The following is a 19,272-nucleotide window of genomic DNA, read 5'->3' as shown; positions in this document are numbered from 1 at the left end:
CCTCGCGTTCTTTTTATTCTTCCTCGTTTACGTGTTCAAACGCTTGCTCGAAGATATGAATTACGTGCTGGTCAGCTAACGAATAATAAACGACCTTTCCTTCTTTACGATTCTTTACAAGTTTCGCTTGCTTTAACACACGAAGCTGATGCGAAATAGATGATTGTGTCATTCCTAATAAATAAGCTAAATCACAAACACACATTTCAGCTTCAAATAATGCATGTAATATTCTCGTCCGTGTACGATCGCCTAATACTTTAAATAATTCTGCTACTTTACTTAAACTTTCATCAGTTGGAATTGTTTGTTTTACTTGATCAACAACTTCTTCATGAATTATCGTTTGAGAACATGTCTCTTGTGGTGTTTCTACTTTATTTACAGCCATTATAGCTCACCTCTTCACTTGAACATATGAACAATTATTCATATATCTTATACTCTTATTATATGAGCGTCCATTCATATGTGTCAATGAAATCTCATACATTTTTCCGAACATTTTGTTCACATTTTAATAAGGCGTACACATATTTTCCGCATCCATTACATTCTCATACAAAAAAGGATGTACATTTTGCCCAAAAGAAAAAAGCCTTGCGCGCTCCCTAGACGCACAAGGCTTACTATACTTATATCCCTTTTAATTAGCTTGTTCTAAATTATCCTGCGAACTTCCATCGTCTTTTAAATGACTATGTTTTTTCGAATAAACAAAGTATACAACTACTCCGATTGCTAACCAAACACCGAAGTATATCCATGTTTTTAATGGTAAATTTACCATTAAGAATAGACAACATGCAACTGAAATAATCGGTAAGATCGGTACAAGTGGTACCATAAATCCACGTTGTAATTTCGGATGCGTTTTACGAAGAATGATAACAGTTACACCAACCATGGCGAATGTTAATAACGCTCCAATATTCGCTAAATTCGACAATTCTTTTAAATCGATAAATCCAGCAATTAAAGCACTACCAATTCCTGTTAACCAAACTGAAAATGTTGGCGCTTCAGTCTTCTTGTTAATTTTCGCGAAAGATTTTGGCAATAAACCGTCACGGCTCATTGCGAAGAATACACGAGTTGTTGCATAAATGTAAGCGAAAATTACAGCCATAATACCAATTACAGCTCCAATTGCGATTATACCTGCTACTTTGTCTTGTCCTACAACTTCTAACACATATGCCATAGCTTCTGGTACATCTAATTCTTTATAAGAAACCATACCTGTCATAACGAGACAAACTACAACATAAATGATTGTACAAATAACTAACGAAGCAATAATACCAATCGGTAGATCACGTTGCGGATTTTTTACTTCTTCAGCAGAAGTTGCTAATGCATCAAATCCTAAGAAAGCAAAGAATACTGCTGCTCCCCCTGCGAACACTCCACTTAAACCGTACGGTGCAAATGGTATCCAGTTTTCTGGTTTCACGTAGAATACACCAACTGCAATGAATAAAACAACAATACCAATTTTAATTAATACCATTATGTTATTCACACGCTTACTTTCTTTTGTACCTCGTGATAATAACCAAGTTATCACTAACGTAACGATAACTGCTGGTAAGTTTACCATACCACCTTGCGATGGAATCGTTAACAAGGCTTTAGGAATTTCAAGTCCTAATCCGCTAACCAAATTATGGAAATAACCCGTCCATCCTCCGGCTACTGCGGCAGTCGTTACGACATATACGGATAACAATGTCCATCCCATTAAATGAGCAACAAACTCACCAATTGTTGCATATGAATATGTGTACACACTACCTGAAACAGGAAGTGTAGATGCAACTTCTGCGTAACATAAAGCTGCAAATCCACAAACAATTGCTGCAATCATGAATGAGAAAATAACTGCTGGACCAGCATCTCTTGCTGCTACTAATCCAGTTAATACTAGAACTCCTGTACCAATTATCGCACCAATCCCTAGCATTGTTAGGTCAAATGCCCCTAGCGTTTTCGTTAAAGTTTTACTTTTACTTTCCCCTAACAATTGCGTAACGGATTTCTTTTTAAATAGGTTGGCCACGATGTATGCCCCCTTTTGCCAAGAAGAGCTAAGAGATCTTCACTCTTAGCTCTTATCATGTTGGTTTATATATTGTTCGATTTTATTTTGTATAATGCTGCTATTAGCAAGATACTGTTTCTGCTTCTAATAATTCTTTAGCACCTTTGTACTCTACACCGTGAGCTTCTGCAACTGCTTCGAATGTTACATAGCCGTCTAATGTGTTAATACCTTTTAGTAATGCAGCGTTTCCTAGGCAAGCTTCTTTGTAGCCTTTGTTAGCAATTTGTACTGCATATGGTACTGTTACGTTTGTTAATGCAAGAGTTGATGTACGTGGAACCGCACCTGGCATGTTTGCAACTGCATAATGAACAACGCCGTGTTTTTCGTAAGTTGGGTTATCATGAGTTGTAATACGGTCAGTTGTTTCGAAAATACCACCTTGGTCAATCGCGATATCTACAACAACAGAACCTGGTTCCATTGATTGAATCATTTCTTCTGTTACAAGTTTTGGCGCTTTTGCACCTGGGATTAATACTGCACCGATTACAAGATCAGACTCTTTTACAGCTTCTGCAATATTGTAAGGATTAGACATTAAAGTTTTTACTTGGTTTCCGAAAATGTCATCTAATTGACGAAGACGTTCTGCACTTAAGTCGATGATTGTTACATCCGCACCTAGTCCAACTGCAATTTTAGCAGCATTTGTACCAGCTTGTCCACCACCGATGATTGTTACTTTACCACGTTTAACCCCTGGAACACCTGCAAGTAAAATACCTTTACCGCCTTTGTTTTTCTCAAGGAATTGTGCACCAATTTGTGCAGCCATACGACCAGCTACTTCACTCATAGGTGCAAGTAATGGTAGAGAACGGTTTTCTAATTGTACTGTTTCATATGCAATAGAAACAACTTTCTTTTCGATTAATGCTTTTGTTAATTCTGGTTCTGGAGCTAAGTGTAAGTATGTGAATAAGATTAAACCTTCGCTGAAGTGTTTGTATTCGCTTTCAACTGGTTCCTTAACTTTCATAACCATTTCCATATTCCAAGCTTCTTCAGCTGTATCAACAATTTTTGCTCCCGCTTCAACATACTGAGCATCTGTGAAACCAGATCCTAAACCTGCACCCTTTTGAATGAATACTTCGTGATTGTTACGAATTAAATGTACAACACCTGCTGGTGTCATTGCCACACGGTTTTCGTTGTTTTTAATTTCTGCTGGTACCCCAATACGCATAATGAAATGCCCCCTTATAATTAACAGAAAAAAGAGATTCTTTTTTCTTTTTGTAATAATTAATAACTTATGTCCTTATTCTAGCATAACTTAAAAGTTATGAAAACGCTAACATACCATTTTTTTAAAGTTTATATATTTAGAATAGTGTAAATATATGGAACATTGATTCTATTAGCATCTTCGTGCCATTTCATTATCTATCACTCTATTTTTATTATACGCCCTAAAAATAAGAAGCAATCATTTATTATTCGACAATAATGTAACAATGTAAGAAACCTAAGTATCGACGTATACATATACACTTATTACTGTACACAATACTTTAGAGATATATTCTTTTCCTAAAAAAACAGCTACAGGCATTTAGCCAGCAGCTGGGTAACTTATAAATAACTTGGAAAATAAATCATCTGTTGTTTCAGTAATTTTATCAAACAAATCACTTTCTTCCGCTTCTTGCTCTTTTAACATCTTAATTGTTTCACGTGCATCTTCAGGATAATCGGTAATGATACCATCTACGTTTAATTTGTAATATCCCTTTAAACTTTCCATATCATTTACCGTCCATACGTAAATCGGCTTGTTTAACTTTCTTGCTTCTTTTACTAATTTCTTATTTAACATGTATTCTTCTGCTACATAAAAATCAGCTTTCACATTCTTTAAGTTAGCTCTACTTGCATACAGTATATATCCTACTTTTATATTGGGATTTGCACGTTTAAACTCTTTAATAAGCGGATAGTGTAACGTTTGAATGACACATTGCTTCTCAAATTCATTATCTTTAATCACTTTTAATACTTTGTTTACGAAATCTTTTTCGCCACCATGAAGCTTCACTTCAATATTAAGTTTGATTTTGTCCTTTGACAGCTTAATAATCTCATCAAGTGTACTTATTTGTCCTGAAAACCCATCTTGACTAAGAGTAAGCTGTCTTAACTCGTCCATCGTTAAATCTGACACATGAACATTAGCATTAGCAAGACGTTTTAGCTTCAAATCATGTATAACTGCTAGTTCACCGTCTTTCGTTTGCAGTACATCAATTTCAGCATAGTCTGCTTTCGCATCAATAGCCCCCTGCACAGCTTCTTTCGTATTCTCTACACCTTTTGAAATATAACCACGATGAGCCATAATAATTGGTTCTTTATATGTGTTTGTAATAAAGGTCACAATGAAGGCAACAACCATTCCCGCAGTAATAATTCCTACAATATATACGCCAATAAATTTCCAACGATGTTTTTGGAAGAAACATTTATCTGCTTTCGTTTTCGAATAATCTAATCCTTCTTCTAATAAAACATCTTCAACTGGAACCTTTTGTAAGTACAATCGCGTAATCGCCATAATATAAAATGGTGTCACGATAAAGCTAAATAAATACAATGTACTCGTTAAAAACACAGACATTGTTGATTCCGCTAATAATGCAAATGTCCCTGCTGGGTTTGTAAATTCATATACTCCCCACAGACAAAGTAAATAAATTCCTATAAATAAAAGAAAGACAATTCCTACAGATATGAAAAAACCTACTAAAAAGAATAATACTTTAAAAAAGCTTTCTTTTACTAAGTTTGCACTTTTTCGTGCTGCGGTGCGGAACGGCTTTTCCTCTAAAACAATAATAGGTAAAACAAAGATCCAACGAAGATTTAAATAGGCAACTACAGCAAAGAAAGTATAATATCCAACTTGACCCATTGTTGTCTTAAATAGTTCACCTGTAATAAAATTAGGAATTTGAATCTCAGGAATCAATGCAGATTTATACCCCGTACTTAATAGTGGTAATAACACAACTGCGTACAAAACAAATCCTGGTAAGCAATATGTAAAAAGGGAAGGTAAATACGTTACTGTTTTATACAAAATCGGACGTAATCTCACCTTTTGCCTTTTATGAGCAAAGTACGAAATAATAATAAGCACCGCAAATTCCGTAAAGATAAGAAACAGTGCTAACAATGATAAAATTACGATTGCCATTATGCCGTATGGCGTCTTTAAAAACGCTAATAATTCATCATTCGTCGCATTTGCATAACCACCAAAATACAATAACTTATTAAAAATGATCCCAAATAGCGGGACAAATACAATCGCTGCTAATAATTTATAAGCAAGTTGAAAGGTTAATACATTCCAAAAAGCAAATCTAACTGTTTGAAAGGAATGTCCAATTACTCCTGGTATAGATAGTCTTTTACGGTGTTGCATATATTCCTCCACATTCTAAAGCGATATTTGAGATGGATTCCACATTTCCATTTCTAATCCATCTTTTTAATAATAATATATTCCGCTTAACATGAACACTCTTATACATACAATGAAAAAAGTGATGGTTACTCCCCATCACTTTTTTCATCTACTCTATTTTTTCTCTAACCCTTGTCCAAATGCTTTCAAGAAGCTAAAACCGAATGTAATGGCTCTATTGATATCTGGATCTTTTAACACTTTAAAGAAATCCATCACTTTTGTTTTTTTGCCACTATTTAATTCATCTGTTGCAAATTGTAATCCAGTGACTAAACTCGATGTGATTTGCTTCGTTACTTCTGGGTCAACTGAGGATAGTGCTTCCCCCGCTCCCATCATATTGTTAAGTGCATTTTTAACTGGTTCACGATTTAATTGCTCCACAGCGATCTTTGAAACATCTTCCTTCGCAGCAAGTAAACTAATCGCCGCATCTAATATACCAGCCTTTTGCAACTGTGCTAAAAGCTGCATTGTTTCTTCTACTGCTTCACGATTATTAGATAGCTCATTTAGAAGTTCATCTGCTAATTGCTGCTTCTGTTCTTCCTCTGTTACAACTTTCTTTTTAATTAACGTAATTTCTTTCGCCACTATCTCCGCCCCCTAGTCCACAAGTGATACGTATTGTTTTCTTTGCCACTTTTGCTCGATTTCAACACCATTTTGCGGATTACGCTTTTTATCTCGCGGGTTCGAAGATGGTAACGGGCGGTCTCCTTTTTCACGTAACACACGCATTTTCACCATCGTTTGTTTATACGCCGGTGTACACGTATAAATGTCTGTTGCCGTCCCAGTTAAAATATTAATCGCTTCTTCATTTACTGTTGCATGCATCGGTAAATATAGCTCTTTCCCCGTTACACGATCTGTAATAAGCGCTTGTACTTTAATTTTCCCAAATGGTGATGCTAATTCCACAAGACCACCATCTTTCACATTGCGCTCTATAGCAAGTTCCGGTGAAATTTCAACGAATACTTCAGATACTTTAGATAAAATACCAGCCGACTTATTCGTCATATTCCCTTCATGGAAATGCTCGAGCATGCGTCCATTATTTAAAAGTAAATCATACTCATCTGGTGCTACAACCGGTGGTACCCATTCATCTAATGATAAACGAGCAAGTTTATCTGGGAAGTTAAATCCATCTACATATAATAGCGGTGTATCGCTACCATCATGACTACCCCAACATAAACTATTCCATCCTTCTAGACGGTCATACGTCGCTTGAGAGTATAACGGTGCAAGTGATGCGATTTCGTCCATAATTTCACTTGGACTTTCGTAATTCCAATCCCCGCCCAGTGCACGAGCAACTTTTTGCAAAATCCACCAATCTGGTTTGGAATCACCAAGCGGTTTCAATACTTCATATAATCTTTGAATACGGCGCTCTGTATTCGTAAACGTTCCTTCTTTTTCTAAGCTTGGTGCTGCCGGTAAAATAACATCAGCAAAACGAGCTGTTTTTGATAAGAACATATCTTGAACGACAAGAAAATCTAAATTCGCTAAAATATGTTGCACATGGTTCGCATTTGAATCGACTAAAGCCATTTCCTCACCCATGACATACATACCGCGTAGTTTTCCTTCTTCCGCTGCAAGTAACATTGCAATATTATTTAATCCTGGCGCTTTCGGAATAGTTGTACCATATGCTTTTTCAAACTTAGCACGAAGCGTATCATCTGATACTGCTTGATAACCTGGAAGCCAGTTTGGTAATGTTGCCATATCACAAGCACCTTGTACGTTATTATGTCCTCTTAATGGATATGCACCTGCACCAGGACGACGGTAGTTACCCGTAACAAGTAGTAAATTTGAAATTGCTGCTGATGTCGTACTTCCTCCTGTATTTTGAGTTACACCCATTCCCCAAAGTATACAAGTACCATCTGCTTCATATACCATACGAGCCATTTCTTTCAGATTTTCTTTCGAAATCCCCGTAATTTTCTCTGTATAGTCCAGCGTATATTTCTCTAGCATTTTGCTATATTCATCAAAATTCTTTACGTTTTCAGCTAAAAACTTTTTATCGTGCCAATCTTGATCAATAATATATTTCGTAATACCAGCAAGCCATACGTAATCCGTTCCTTGGCTCGGATGAATAAATAAATCCGCACGCTCTGCCATTTCATGTTTACGGAGGTCTGCTACAATTAGTTTTTGCTCGTGTAATTTATGAGCACGTTTTACACGCGTCGCAAGTACAGGATGTCCTTCTGTTGGATTCGCACCAACGATAATGACAAGTCCTGCTTCAGCTATATCTTTCACTGTTCCAGCATCCCCGCCCATACCGACAGTTTTAAATAAACCATCTGTCGCTGGCGACTGACAGTAACGAGAACAGTTGTCTACATTATTCGTTCCATATATTTGTCGAGCTAGTTTTTGCATAAGGTAATTTTCTTCATTCGTTACTTTCGATGAAGAAATGAATCCAAATGCATCGCTGCCATATTCAGATTTAATATGCTGCATGTTAGAAGCAACAACTTCTAATGCTTCTTCCCATGAAGCTTCAACAAACATATCTCCTTGGCGAATTAATGGCTTCGTAATTCGATCTTCACTATTTACAAAGTCCCATCCAAATTTACCTTTTACACATGTGGAAATACCATTAACAGGTGCATCTGAAACAGGTTGTACTTTCAAAATTTGACGATCTTTCGTCCATACTTCGAATGAACAACCGACACCACAAAATGTACAAACTGTTTTTGTTTTATTAACTTTCGTCTTACGCATCGCAGCCTCTACTTCTGAAACTGCCAAAATACTACTATATCCAGGCTCTACATCCTTTACAAAATCAATCATCGGATCTAACACATCTGGCTTTAATCCTGTCATGAATCCAGCTTCACCTAACATTGATTTTTCCATTAACGCATTACATGGACATACTGTTACACATTGCCCACAACTCACACAAGATGAGTCATTTATGCTTACACCATGATCCCATATAACACGTGGACGATCTAAGTTCCAGTCTATCGATATAGTTTCATTAACCTGTAAGTTTTGACATACTTCTACACACTGTCCACAAGCAATGCATTGATTTGGATCATACCGATAAAACGGATGTGACATATCCACTTCACAAGCACTTACTTTCGGCTCATACGGATATTTCTGTTCTTCGATTCCCATCATATGTACCGTGTTATGGACTTTACAGTTACCATTATTGTTATCACAAACGGTACAATACAATAAATGATTCTCTAATATTCGATCCATTGCCTCAGTCTGTGCCTCTTTTGCACGCTGGGACTGTCTTTCGATATGCATACCGTTCGCTAATTTCGTTGAACAAGCACGTAATAACTTCCCATTTACTTCTACAATACACGTATCACAAGTTTGAATTGGATCTACTTCTGGTACATGACAAATTTGAGGATGTTCCAAATTACTCTCGTTAAATAATTGTAGTATCGTCTTTTCACCCGATGTGGAAAATTCTTTACCATCCACGGTTACACGGACTGTCTGTTCTGCCATAGTTTCCCCTCTCCTTACAACCAACTGTACAACACAATTATGAATCCGTTTTCAAAATCGCATTACTGTACATATTTTTGAAACGCTCTGCCCGAATACTTTTCTTATGAAGTCGATTCTAGATGTTATAAGGTATAACTACGAAAGCTTGAAAATATCACTATTCTACGGTTCTATTATATCGTACATATACAATAATAACCAAAATAATCTGTGATTTCCTTGCTAATAGGTGTTTTTATTTCCCCATTGTTTTATGATAAATATGGGAGAGAAATACATATAAAAGGGGAATTTAATATGGGGCCTACGCAAGAGACTTATACAATTGTACGCTATCAATCTGGTACATTTTCAAAACAACTGGATGAGATTGTTACAGAATCTCCTATTACTATTAAATTAAATGGTGAAGAATATGTAACAGTTGTATGCACACCAAATTATATTGAAGATATGGTAATTGGTTTTTTAATTTCTGAAGGAATTATTGCTTCCTATAAAGATGTTGAAGAACTATGGGTGCAAAAAGATAACGGAATTGTCCATGTAACATCATCAAAAGTAAATCCACTCTATCAAACTTTATATAATAAACGATACATCACTTCTTGCTGCGGAAAAGGTAGACAAGGTTTCATTTTCGTTAACGATGCAGCAAAAGCAAAAGATTTACATGATATACATGTAAAAATTACTCCTGAAGAATGCTTTTACTTAATGAATACTTTACAACAATCTTCCACTACCTTTCGCCAAACCGGCGGGGTTCACAATACCGCGCTATGTGATCGAAATAATATCCTCCTATCAAGAATGGATATCGGAAGACATAATGCATTAGATAAAATATATGGCCATTGTTTGCGCAACGATATATCTGTTAAAGGAAAAATCATTGCATTTAGTGGGCGTATTTCATCCGAAATTTTACTCAAAGTTTCAAAAATCGGATGTGAAATGGTTCTATCTAAATCCGCTCCAACAAAATTAGCATTACAACTCGCTCATGATTTAGGCATTACAGTCGTAGGATTTATTAGAAACGAATCTTGCAATATTTACACACATCCACATCGAATTGATGGTTATCAATCGAATAACTAAAATAACTCCTCGGTTGAGGAGTTATTTTAGTTATAAAAATGTAATATATTAAAGACTTGAATAGTTAATAAAGTTAATATATAATTTCATTACATATTAAAAACAAAACATTGTAGCATATATCTTTTCATTCTTTTACAAATTAAAAGAGACTGCTAACAAAACGCATACACAATCTTATAGAAGTAATGGATTTATTTTATTTGAAATCGACCAAGGAGGTTATAACTATGGAAATTCGCTTATTAACGACAGAGGACGCAGAAATATATTTAAAAGTTTGTATGGAAGGTTTAACGAAGAACCCGGAAGCTTTTAGCTCTTCTTATGAAGATGTTCTTAAACATGAGGATCCTGTAGCTGCTATGGCAAAACGATTAAGCAATCCGGATAAGTATACTCTAGGGGTCTTCAAAGATAACGATTTAATCGGCATTTCTACTTTAGAAACAAAGCCTTTCATTAAACAAGAACATAAAGCAAAAATCGGTTCCGTTTTTGTTTCCCCAAAAGCGCGTGGCCTTGGAGCAGGACGAGCTCTAATTAAAGCAATTATTGAAAATGCCGATAAACTACATGTAGAACAACTTATGCTCGATGTTGTAGCTGGTAACACTGGGGCCAAAAAATTATATGAATCATTAGGTTTCCAAACTTACGGCGTACAAGAACGTTCTTTAAAACATAACGGTCAATATTGGGACGAGGAACATATGGTTCTGTTCTTAAATGATTAATACTTCAATATAGTTTTTTAAAAGCATCTTCTTATTAAGGAAGGTGCTTTTTTCATTACAACAATGTAATCTTCATGTCACCTTTATCGATCGTACCAAACCTTTCCATTCATTATACTAAAAGTATAAAGTGAAACTTTACTCAGTGGGGAACTACATCCCACGCTAATCGCATGTACTTGATATGTAGAGGAGAATGTGACATGAAACAAAACAAACGAGCTATGCTTTTAATATTTACTACAGCAATTGTAACTTCTGGATTAGCAATTTTACCTTGGTTTATTATATAAAAATACTCCCCCTAACAACGAAAAAAGCTTATTGCTTCTTAAGAAGCAATAAGCTTTTTCTATATTATAAAATCCCCAAAATTTTATTTACACAACTTATAATAATAACCATAGATACGGCAATGCACATGACAACCGTATTACGATCTTGCTTTTCTTTTTTTGAAATTTCTTCTTTTGGATTCATGTGTATGATCTCCTTTTAAAAAAAGTGTGAGATAGGAAATTTTTCTTATCCGATGCGAGGTGAATACGAAAACCCTCTCTATCTCACATACACAATAGAATGGAATTGTCATTTTATAAATAAAATGACATGACGTTATGTCGCAACATAGGGTATTTTGTGTCGCTACGTTTTCTATTATAAAAAATAGTTGTGCAAAACTAGTGCATTTTTTATGTCAATTACTCTGAGCGTAAAAAAACTCTTCCACTCAATCACATAAAAAGAGTTTTTTATTATTTTCATGTAAACTATACAAGTAGAATGAACAGTTTGGGGTGCACAAGATTATGGTGAAAATTTTATTAGTAGACGATGAAGAACGCATGTTACGATTATTAGATCTGTTCTTAAGTCCTCGTGGCTATTTTTGTATGAAAGCTACCTCTGGCCTTGAAGCACTAAAGTTAATAGAACAAAAAGACTTCGATATTATTTTGTTAGATGTTATGATGCCGAATATGGATGGATGGGATACTTGCTATCAAATCCGTCAAATTTCCAACGTTCCAATCATTATGCTAACAGCTCGTAATCAAAATTACGATATGGTGAAAGGCCTCACTATGGGCGCGGATGACTATATTACAAAACCATTTGATGAGCATGTATTAGTCGCAAGAATCGAAGCTATATTACGTCGTACAAAGAAAGATGGATTTGTTAGCTTCAATGGTATCGAGTGGGATAAAACGAAACATACTGTCACAGTTTATAATGACAAAATCTCCCTGACACCTATCGAGTTTTCGTTACTTGGACTATTTTTACAAAATACAAACCGTGCTTATAGCCGAGATGATTTAATCGAAAAAATTTGGGGTTATGAAACAGACATTGAATATAGAACAATCGATTCACATATTCGTAATATCCGCGATAAATTACGTAAAAAAGGATTTCCTGTTGAAGATTACTTAGAAACTGTCTATAAAGTCGGGTATAAATGGAAAAGTGAATAATTACTTCGGTCAGTGGACAATAGTATACCACTGACCCTTTATATGAAATAAGGTATGGTGAGGAAATGAGTAAACTTTCACTTAAAATTGGGACATACTTTTTAATATTAGCTTTATGTATTGAAACAATTGCTTTTGTATCTTTTTACAAAAGCATTTCAACAATGCGCATTGAGGAAGAAACACTTGCTCTTTTAGAAAAAGGTAATCGCTATAGTAACAAAATTAAAAACCGCACAAAGTGGAGTGCCATTGCTAAAGAAAAGAAATACCTCGAACGCGCCGAATACAATAAAAATCCTAACCGTCCTGTGTATCCAGAGTTCGATATCGCGGATGAAGCTGAACACTTAGTAGAATCAGAATTAATTGCTAACTCTGATATAGCCATCATAATAACAGACAATAATGGCAAAGTCATTTCCACTTCAGAACCCGTAACAAAGGCAATGCAGAAACAACTTACTTGTAAAACAGAACCTATTCCAAAAGGCGGATTAATCGTCGAAAAGAACTGGAAAAAATCAAAATTCATCACAACGGTAAGCCCGCTGGAACTTCAAGGGTTTCAAGGTAAGTTGTATATGTTATTAAAGACATCTTTCTTAGAAAATATGTTACTTAAACTCATGAATCAATTTCTTATCATTAGTGTTTTGACAATTATTTTAACGACTATTTCTGTCTTTGTTTTTTCTCGTGTTATTACAGAACCGCTTATAAAAATGAAGAAGGCAACAGAAAAAATGTCAAAGTTAAATAAGCCAATTCAATTAGGTATTAAACGGAATGATGAACTTGGAAGTTTAGCAAAAACGATTGAAGATTTATCTAGTGAACTGGCTTATATGAAAAAAGAACGCAATGAATTTCTCGCTAGTGTTGCCCATGAACTATTAACTCCATTAACCTATATGAAAGGTTATGCGAAGGTAGCAAAGAGAGACTCTTTAACGAAAGAAGAGCGTGAAGAATACTTACAAATCATTGAGGATGAAACAGATAGTGTAACAGATCTCGTCCAAGATTTATTTATGCTGGTGCAATTAGAACAACACCAGTTTGTTATAAAAAAACAAAAAGTAATTCTTAGGCCATTTTTAGAACGAATGGTTGAAAAAACAAAAACAACATTAACAAATAAACAAATGCAACTCCATGTATATTGCAAAGATAATTTAGAAGTTTGCATAGACGAAAGACGTATGGAACAAGTTATGTTAAATTTATTACACAATGCTTATCAACATTCGCCAGAAAACACTACTATTACGATACGCGTACTCACAGAAACAGATTCTTTTACAATAAGTGTAGCCGATGAAGGAGAAGGTATTCCTGAAGAAGATATCCCGCATATTTTTGATCGTTTTTATCGTGTTGATAAATCGAGAACGAGAGCTACTGGAGGAAAAGGTATCGGGCTAGCTGTTGCAAAAGAAATTGTAGAATTGCATAACGGCTCCATTCTAGTAACAAGCCAATTAGGAGTAGGAACAAACTTTAGAATCGAGCTACCTTTTGAATAAGATGCGTGTGAAAACACCAGTAGTAGTAAACACTACTGGTGTTATTTTGTTCGTAAAATCAGCTTATATAAGCTAAGCTTTTGAAATTATTCTTATTTCAATATAAAATAAAGGTACATTTGCAAAGATTTGGAGGGTGATACAATTGGATATCCATGTATTAACAAAAGACGAAGCGGAAATTTACTTAGAACTTCGTGTAGAAGGGTTAAAGCAAAACCCTGAAGCTTTCAGCTCTTCTTATGAAGATATTATTAATAAAGAGTGTGCGATTGAATATAAAGCACAAAAATTAGCACAAGATGAAAACTATACGCTAGGTGCATTTAAAGATGGACAATTAATCGGGGTTGCAACACTGGAAACGAAACCATACGTAAAACAAGAACATAAAGCTAAAATCGGTTCTGTATATGTTTCTCCAAAAGCACGCGGACTTGGAGCAGGAAAAGCACTTATTAAAGAATGTCTTGAACTTGCTAAATCTTTAGAGGTGGAACAAGTTATGCTTGATGTTGTTGTTGGCAACGATGGTGCGAAGAAACTTTATGAATCATTAGGTTTTAAAACATTCGGTGTACAAGAACGTTCACTGAAATATAACGGACAGTATTGGGACGAAGAGCATATGGTCTTATTCTTAGATGAAAATAAATAATAAAAAACATCCTCATGCCTGGAGGATGTTTTTTACTTTCTTGTATACCATGCCTTATGTAATAATTGAATCGCTTTCGCAATTTCGTCTTCTGATAAAATTGCAAACCCAAGTAAAACTACATTTTCAGGCGCAGTACCGTCTTTATAGTACGTAGAAACAGGATATATTTTAATACTATATTTTGCAGCTTCTTTAATGAGTTCTTCTTCTCGCATTCCATTATGCACTTGTAATAAAATGTGTAATCCAGAATCTTCTCCGATCACTTCAACACGATTAGAGAAATACTTCTCTATTTCAAAAACAAGTCGATCCCTCTTTTTTCGGTAAACAACACGCATTTTATGAATATGTTTTTCCCAATACCCTTCATTTAAAAACTTTCTTATCACTTCTTGGTCCATTCTTGAAACACTTTGTGTATAAAACAAATATTCCTTTTGATATTTTTTAATTAAATTCTTCGGTAATACGATATAGCTCATCCGTAATGAGGGTAACAAAGCTTTTGATAGTGTCCCCATATAAATAACTTTCCCGTCTGTATCTAATCCTTGTAGTGCCGGAATTGGCTTTCCTGAATAGCGAAATTCACTATCGTAATCATCTTCAATAATATACCTGTCTTCTTCTTTCTTTGCCCATTGTAAAAGCTGCGTCCTTCTCGTAATAGGCATAATCATTCCATATGGGAACTGATGAGAAGGAGTTACAAATACAACATTTGCATCGCTATTTTCTAACTCTGCCATACAAATTCCGTCTCTATCTAAAGACAACATTTGAACCTTCTTTTCTCCCTGTTCAAAAACAACCATTTTCCTGTGATAACCTGGGTTTTCAACTGCATAATTGCTTCCCTTTAACAATTGAAACAGTAGCTTTACTAATATTTGTGTACCCGCCCCTAATACGATCTGGCTAGCTGAACAACGCACACCTCTAGATTCATACAAATAGTTCGCAATTTCCTCCCTTAAGCTCAATTCCCCTTGAGGGTGTCCAAGAAAAAGTAACTCATTATTATGTGGCTGCCATACATCATTTATAAGCTTGCGGTACGTAGTGAACGGAAAAGTATCCGTATCAACCCCTGTTTGGGTGAAATCAAATTTATAGTTCTCCTCCTGAAACGATACTTCTTCTACTTTCGCTTCGCTTCTTTCTACATAAATCATTTGTTCAATTTTACATACGAAATAACCTTTTCTCGATGCCGATTCAATATAACCTTCTGCAAGTAATTGCTCGTAAGCCGCTTCTACTGTATTCTTACTCACTTGTAAATAGCTCGCCAGCTTTCTTTTAGCAGGTAATTTTGTAAAAGCCGGAATCGTTCCATCTTTAATCTCTTTTTTTATATACTCATACAATTGCACATACAATGCTATTTTACTTTTCGTATTTAAATTAGGCGTTAATTCTAACATAATATCTGACCCCTTAATAAAACTAAAATCTGATACTTTTTACAGTACCAGAAGTTATATATAATTCCTTGTATCATGTCACACATAAAAAATCAAATACTCGAGAGGGGATGCATGATTATGAACAACAATAGACGGATTGGACTCATTATGATTATTACAGGAGCTACCTTATGGGGATTATCTGGCCCGATGATTCAGTGGCTATTTCAACATACTAACGTATCATCAATTGATTTTTTAACAATTCGCTTGTTGCTTGCGGGAATATTTATTTTATCTTTCTTGCTTATAAAGAAACAAAACATATTTCAAATTTGGAAACATCCTAGACATTCTATACAACTTATTATTTTCTCTATTCTCGGCATGCTCGGTGCGCAATACGCCTTTATTGAAACAGTTCATATTAGTAACGCGGTTACAGCGACATTATTTCAATTTCTTGGCCCTGTTCTTATTACCATTTATGTCGCATTTGGACAAAGAAAATTCCCTGCTTCTATGCAACTACTTGCAATTATAACTGCCCTAACAGGAACGTACTTTATTATTACAAACGGTTCAATTGAAAATATTGTTTTATCGAAAGAAGCCATTATTTTCGGCCTATTAACAGCAATTGGCTTTGCATTTTATACCCTTCATCCAGCTTCTCTTATTAAAGAATGCGGAACAACTGTAGTAATTGGCTGGGGGATGTTAATCGGTGGCATTGCCCTGCTTATTTGTAATCGCTCGTTTGAATGGAATCAGCTTTCACAAACTTTTACACAAAAAACTTTTTCTATGCTTATTCTTATCATCATAAGTGGCACTCTTTCTTTCCTCCTTTATATCGGTAGTCTGAAATATTTAGCAGCAACAGAAACGAGCATTTTATCTAGCATTGAACCACTTGTAGCTGCCATCGTTTCAATCGCTTGGCTGAATGAATCCTTTGGAGCCTATCAATTATTAGGCGGCGTATGTATCGTTCTTTCTGTTATTTTCTTAACGATGCCGCAAAAAGAGAATGAACCTACCTTTTCAACTGAACAAATATAAAAAATGTCAAAAGAGGTCGTACAAAACTTACGACCTCTTTTGACGTTTTAAAGGAATTGTCCCGCTTTCTAGCAAATACAATTACACTAACAATAAAAATTAGGAGTGTGACACCATGAAAAAAATTGGAACTATGCTACTTTTCTCTTTTCTCATCGCTGGATGCACACAAGCGCAACCTGATTCAGAAGCACCTAAAAAAGAAGCCATCGCCACGTCATCCACTCAAGTTAATGCACCTTCCTTCTTTCATCTTAGCGTTTTAAAAGATGTAAATTGGGAAGAAACACCCTCCTTCATACAAGAAAAAATACCTTTAAAAGGCATCGAAGAAAAAATTGCAATGGCTGATAGCCCTATTATCGTAAATGAAAAAAATGAAATAATGTGGTACTTTTTAGATCCTGAAATGCCCACTGGAAAACTATCTATTATTGCACTAAAACAAGGATCAGTAACTCCAACACCAGTACTCTTTCAACAAGAAACTTCCAAACCAACTTGGACTACTTCAAATACAATTGATTCCACTACAAACGAACTTCCTCTCACTATGTCACTACCTTCACCTGGATTATGGGTATTAAATATATATGTGAATGAAAAATATTATGATCAGTTTGTAATTACTGCTGAGTAAAGTGACAAAACTAAAACACTTTCTTACAACAATGTAATTTCTACGTCATGTACTTCGATAGTTGAAGTATCTCTCTTCTCTTATACTTAAAATAAGAAATGACACGAGGAGAGATGAGAGATGAAAAAAATGATAGAAGTGATTGTAGCAGTAACTGAGGTTTTAGTAAATGGTAAACAAGTTGCAATGGAATTAAATAAATAGTGAAGAAACACAAATAAATAATTTTACACTTCTTCATTATTTTGATTTCTTATCTCAAAAAAGCAGTGCCTTTTTAGGCACTGCTTTTAGCTATTAATAACTTGGTATTTTCATAATTTGCGCCACACCTGAATCAATGGCTGCTTTCGCTACAGCTTCCGCAACACTTGGAACAACTCTTTTATCTAACGGATTCGGGATTACATAATTCGCATTACGTTCTTCGTCCGTAATGATGTTAGCGATCCCATATGCTGCCGCTAATTTCATCTCTTCTGTAATATCAGTCGCGCGCACATCTAACGCACCACGGAATATCCCTGGGAACGCCAATACATTATTTACTTGATTCGCATAATCTGAGCGCCCGGTTCCTACTACAGCTGCCCCAGCCTTTAATGCATCCTCTGGGAAGATTTCTGGAATTGGATTCGCCATAGCAAACACAATTGCTTTCTCATTCATCGTTTGTACAAGTTCTTTCGTTAATACGTTAGGAGCAGATACGCCAATAAAAATATCAGCTTGATGAATCGCTTCTTTTAACGTTCCACGCACATATTCTCGATTTGTCTTTTTGGAAACTTCAATTTGTGCTTCGTTCATCCATGATTCACCTTCACAAACAATACCTTCTAAGCTAACTAACGTAATGCGCTTTGCACCAGCTTTTAATAATAATTTTCCAATTGCAATTCCTGCCGAACCCGCACCGTTAATAACAATTTTCACATTATCCATTTGTTTGCTAACAACTTTTAATGCATTAATAACAGCTGCTAAGACGACAATAGCTGTTCCATGTTGATCATCATGGAATACAGGAATATTCGTTTCTGCTTTTAATCGCTTTTCAATTTCAAAACAGCGTGGTGCCGCAATATCTTCTAAGTTAATTCCTGCAAACGTAGGCTCTAAATTTTTCACAAGGGTAACGATTTCATCCACATCAGTCGTACCTAAACATAATGGGAAAGCATCTACATTCGCAAATTTCTTAAATAAAATACTCTTTCCTTCCATAACAGGCATAGCTGCTTTCGGTCCAATATTCCCTAAACCAAGTACCGCTGTTCCATCTGAGACAACTGCTACCATATTACCGCGTGCCGTATAGTCATACACTGCTTCTTCATCCGCCGCAATTGCTTTGCAAGACTCCGCTACACCTGGTGTATATGTCAGGCTTAAATCATCCGCTGAATTTACTTCTACTTTACTTGTAATTTCAATTTTCCCTACTAATTCTTTATGCAGTAACAATGATCTTTCATTAATTTGATTTTCTAACATACTTATAATCTCCCC

Annotated in this window: 16 protein-coding genes; 7 read left to right on the top strand and 9 right to left on the bottom strand. The window is 35.4% G+C overall.

Going from position 1 to position 19,272, the window contains the following annotated elements:
• Positions 1 to 13 precede the first annotated feature (13 nt).
• The 6 genes from JDS82_RS22915 to fdhF all read right to left on the bottom strand — a co-directional run bounded on the left by JDS82_RS22915 (position 14) and on the right by fdhF (position 9,128).
• Positions 14 to 391 (bottom strand): ArsR/SmtB family transcription factor, encoded by a 378-nt coding sequence (locus tag JDS82_RS22915; RefSeq protein WP_000290207.1) that lies wholly within the window; start codon positions 389 to 391, stop codon positions 14 to 16.
• Positions 392 to 646: 255 nt separating this feature from the next.
• Positions 647 to 2,062, bottom strand: a complete 1,416-nt coding sequence (locus JDS82_RS22910; RefSeq protein WP_001284892.1) for an amino acid permease — start codon at positions 2,060 to 2,062, stop codon at positions 647 to 649.
• Positions 2,063 to 2,165: 103 nt separating this feature from the next.
• Entirely contained in the window at positions 2,166 to 3,299 is a 1,134-nt protein-coding gene (ald, locus tag JDS82_RS22905) for an alanine dehydrogenase (protein ID WP_001219752.1), read from the bottom strand.
• A gap of 369 nt (positions 3,300 to 3,668) precedes the next feature.
• Positions 3,669 to 5,540 carry a glycerophosphoryl diester phosphodiesterase membrane domain-containing protein gene (locus tag JDS82_RS22900; protein WP_001164728.1) on the bottom strand — a complete coding sequence of 624 codons (1,872 nt, stop codon included), beginning with the start codon at positions 5,538 to 5,540 and terminating at the stop codon, positions 3,669 to 3,671.
• Between the two features lie 156 nt (positions 5,541 to 5,696).
• Positions 5,697 to 6,179, bottom strand: a complete 483-nt coding sequence (locus JDS82_RS22895) for a helical membrane plugin domain-containing protein (protein WP_001040518.1) — start codon at positions 6,177 to 6,179, stop codon at positions 5,697 to 5,699.
• Between the two features lie 12 nt (positions 6,180 to 6,191).
• On the bottom strand, positions 6,192 to 9,128 hold the full coding sequence (fdhF, locus tag JDS82_RS22890; RefSeq protein WP_199713997.1) for a formate dehydrogenase subunit alpha: 2,937 nt from the start codon (positions 9,126 to 9,128) through the stop codon (positions 6,192 to 6,194).
• A 300-nt stretch (positions 9,129 to 9,428) separates the two neighbouring features.
• Here fdhF and fdhD point away from each other — a divergent pair, with 300 nt between their 5' ends.
• Both fdhD and JDS82_RS22880 read left to right on the top strand, forming a co-directional pair.
• The gene (gene fdhD / locus JDS82_RS22885; protein WP_000529227.1) at positions 9,429 to 10,235 is read left to right on the top strand and encodes a formate dehydrogenase accessory sulfurtransferase FdhD; all 807 of its coding nucleotides are present in this window, start codon (positions 9,429 to 9,431) and stop codon (positions 10,233 to 10,235) included.
• A gap of 230 nt (positions 10,236 to 10,465) precedes the next feature.
• Positions 10,466 to 10,972 (top strand): GNAT family N-acetyltransferase, encoded by a 507-nt coding sequence (locus JDS82_RS22880; protein ID WP_046953838.1) that lies wholly within the window; start codon positions 10,466 to 10,468, stop codon positions 10,970 to 10,972.
• Positions 10,973 to 11,329: 357 nt separating this feature from the next.
• Here JDS82_RS22880 and JDS82_RS30090 read toward each other — a convergent pair whose 3' ends face one another.
• Complete coding sequence (locus tag JDS82_RS30090; RefSeq protein WP_001068388.1) at positions 11,330 to 11,452, bottom strand: hypothetical protein; 123 nt, start codon at positions 11,450 to 11,452, stop codon at positions 11,330 to 11,332.
• Positions 11,453 to 11,781: 329 nt separating this feature from the next.
• Between JDS82_RS30090 and JDS82_RS22875 the strand changes: the two genes are divergently transcribed.
• The 3 genes from JDS82_RS22875 to JDS82_RS22865 all read left to right on the top strand — a co-directional run bounded on the left by JDS82_RS22875 (position 11,782) and on the right by JDS82_RS22865 (position 14,640).
• Positions 11,782 to 12,453 (top strand): response regulator transcription factor, encoded by a 672-nt coding sequence (locus JDS82_RS22875; protein ID WP_199713996.1) that lies wholly within the window; start codon positions 11,782 to 11,784, stop codon positions 12,451 to 12,453.
• 65 nt (positions 12,454 to 12,518) lie between these two features.
• Positions 12,519 to 13,982 carry a HAMP domain-containing sensor histidine kinase gene (locus JDS82_RS22870; RefSeq protein ID WP_199713995.1) on the top strand — a complete coding sequence of 488 codons (1,464 nt, stop codon included), beginning with the start codon at positions 12,519 to 12,521 and terminating at the stop codon, positions 13,980 to 13,982.
• Between the two features lie 145 nt (positions 13,983 to 14,127).
• Positions 14,128 to 14,640, top strand: coding sequence for a GNAT family N-acetyltransferase (locus JDS82_RS22865; protein WP_000351216.1), 513 nt, complete (start codon positions 14,128 to 14,130; stop codon positions 14,638 to 14,640).
• Positions 14,641 to 14,672: 32 nt separating this feature from the next.
• On the opposite strand, the gene pdxR is transcribed toward JDS82_RS22865, so the two are convergent.
• Positions 14,673 to 16,073: a MocR-like pyridoxine biosynthesis transcription factor PdxR gene (gene pdxR, locus JDS82_RS22860; protein ID WP_199713994.1), complete on the bottom strand. Its 1,401-nt coding sequence runs from the start codon at positions 16,071 to 16,073 to the stop codon at positions 14,673 to 14,675.
• Between the two features lie 120 nt (positions 16,074 to 16,193).
• Between pdxR and JDS82_RS22855 the strand changes: the two genes are divergently transcribed.
• Together JDS82_RS22855 and JDS82_RS22850 are read left to right on the top strand one after the other, a co-directional pair.
• Positions 16,194 to 17,120: a DMT family transporter gene (locus tag JDS82_RS22855; protein WP_001063914.1), complete on the top strand. Its 927-nt coding sequence runs from the start codon at positions 16,194 to 16,196 to the stop codon at positions 17,118 to 17,120.
• 115 nt (positions 17,121 to 17,235) lie between these two features.
• Positions 17,236 to 17,760: a DUF4871 domain-containing protein gene (locus JDS82_RS22850; RefSeq protein ID WP_000719656.1), complete on the top strand. Its 525-nt coding sequence runs from the start codon at positions 17,236 to 17,238 to the stop codon at positions 17,758 to 17,760.
• Positions 17,761 to 18,057: 297 nt separating this feature from the next.
• On the opposite strand, the gene JDS82_RS22845 is transcribed toward JDS82_RS22850, so the two are convergent.
• On the bottom strand, positions 18,058 to 19,257 hold the full coding sequence (locus JDS82_RS22845; RefSeq protein ID WP_199713993.1) for an NAD(P)-dependent malic enzyme: 1,200 nt from the start codon (positions 19,255 to 19,257) through the stop codon (positions 18,058 to 18,060).
• Positions 19,258 to 19,272 lie beyond the last annotated feature (15 nt).

Origin of the sequence: Bacillus cereus group sp. N14 (assembly GCF_016483555.1) — a bacterium.
Classification (GTDB): Bacteria; Bacillota; Bacilli; order Bacillales; family Bacillaceae_G; genus Bacillus_A; species Bacillus_A wiedmannii.
This window is presented reverse-complemented; position numbering and strand designations above follow the sequence as displayed.

Bases quoted from the DNA above. Each gene is read 5' to 3' on its own strand.
- JDS82_RS22880 (WP_046953838.1), top strand. From the start codon at position 10,466: ATGGAAATTCGCTTATTAACGACAGAGGACGCAGAAATATATTTAAAA.
- JDS82_RS30090 (WP_001068388.1), bottom strand. From the start codon at position 11,452: ATGAATCCAAAAGAAGAAATTTCAAAAAAAGAAAAGCAAGATCGTAAT.
- JDS82_RS22850 (WP_000719656.1), top strand. From the start codon at position 17,236: ATGAAAAAAATTGGAACTATGCTACTTTTCTCTTTTCTCATCGCTGGA.
- pdxR (WP_199713994.1), bottom strand. From the start codon at position 16,073: ATGTTAGAATTAACGCCTAATTTAAATACGAAAAGTAAAATAGCATTG.
- JDS82_RS22855 (WP_001063914.1), top strand. From the start codon at position 16,194: ATGAACAACAATAGACGGATTGGACTCATTATGATTATTACAGGAGCT.
- ald (WP_001219752.1), bottom strand. From the start codon at position 3,299: ATGCGTATTGGGGTACCAGCAGAAATTAAAAACAACGAAAACCGTGTG.
- fdhF (WP_199713997.1), bottom strand. From the start codon at position 9,128: ATGGCAGAACAGACAGTCCGTGTAACCGTGGATGGTAAAGAATTTTCC.
- JDS82_RS22870 (WP_199713995.1), top strand. From the start codon at position 12,519: ATGAGTAAACTTTCACTTAAAATTGGGACATACTTTTTAATATTAGCT.
- fdhD (WP_000529227.1), top strand. From the start codon at position 9,429: ATGGGGCCTACGCAAGAGACTTATACAATTGTACGCTATCAATCTGGT.
- JDS82_RS22875 (WP_199713996.1), top strand. From the start codon at position 11,782: ATGGTGAAAATTTTATTAGTAGACGATGAAGAACGCATGTTACGATTA.
- JDS82_RS22845 (WP_199713993.1), bottom strand. From the start codon at position 19,257: ATGTTAGAAAATCAAATTAATGAAAGATCATTGTTACTGCATAAAGAA.
- JDS82_RS22900 (WP_001164728.1), bottom strand. From the start codon at position 5,540: ATGCAACACCGTAAAAGACTATCTATACCAGGAGTAATTGGACATTCC.
- JDS82_RS22915 (WP_000290207.1), bottom strand. From the start codon at position 391: ATGGCTGTAAATAAAGTAGAAACACCACAAGAGACATGTTCTCAAACG.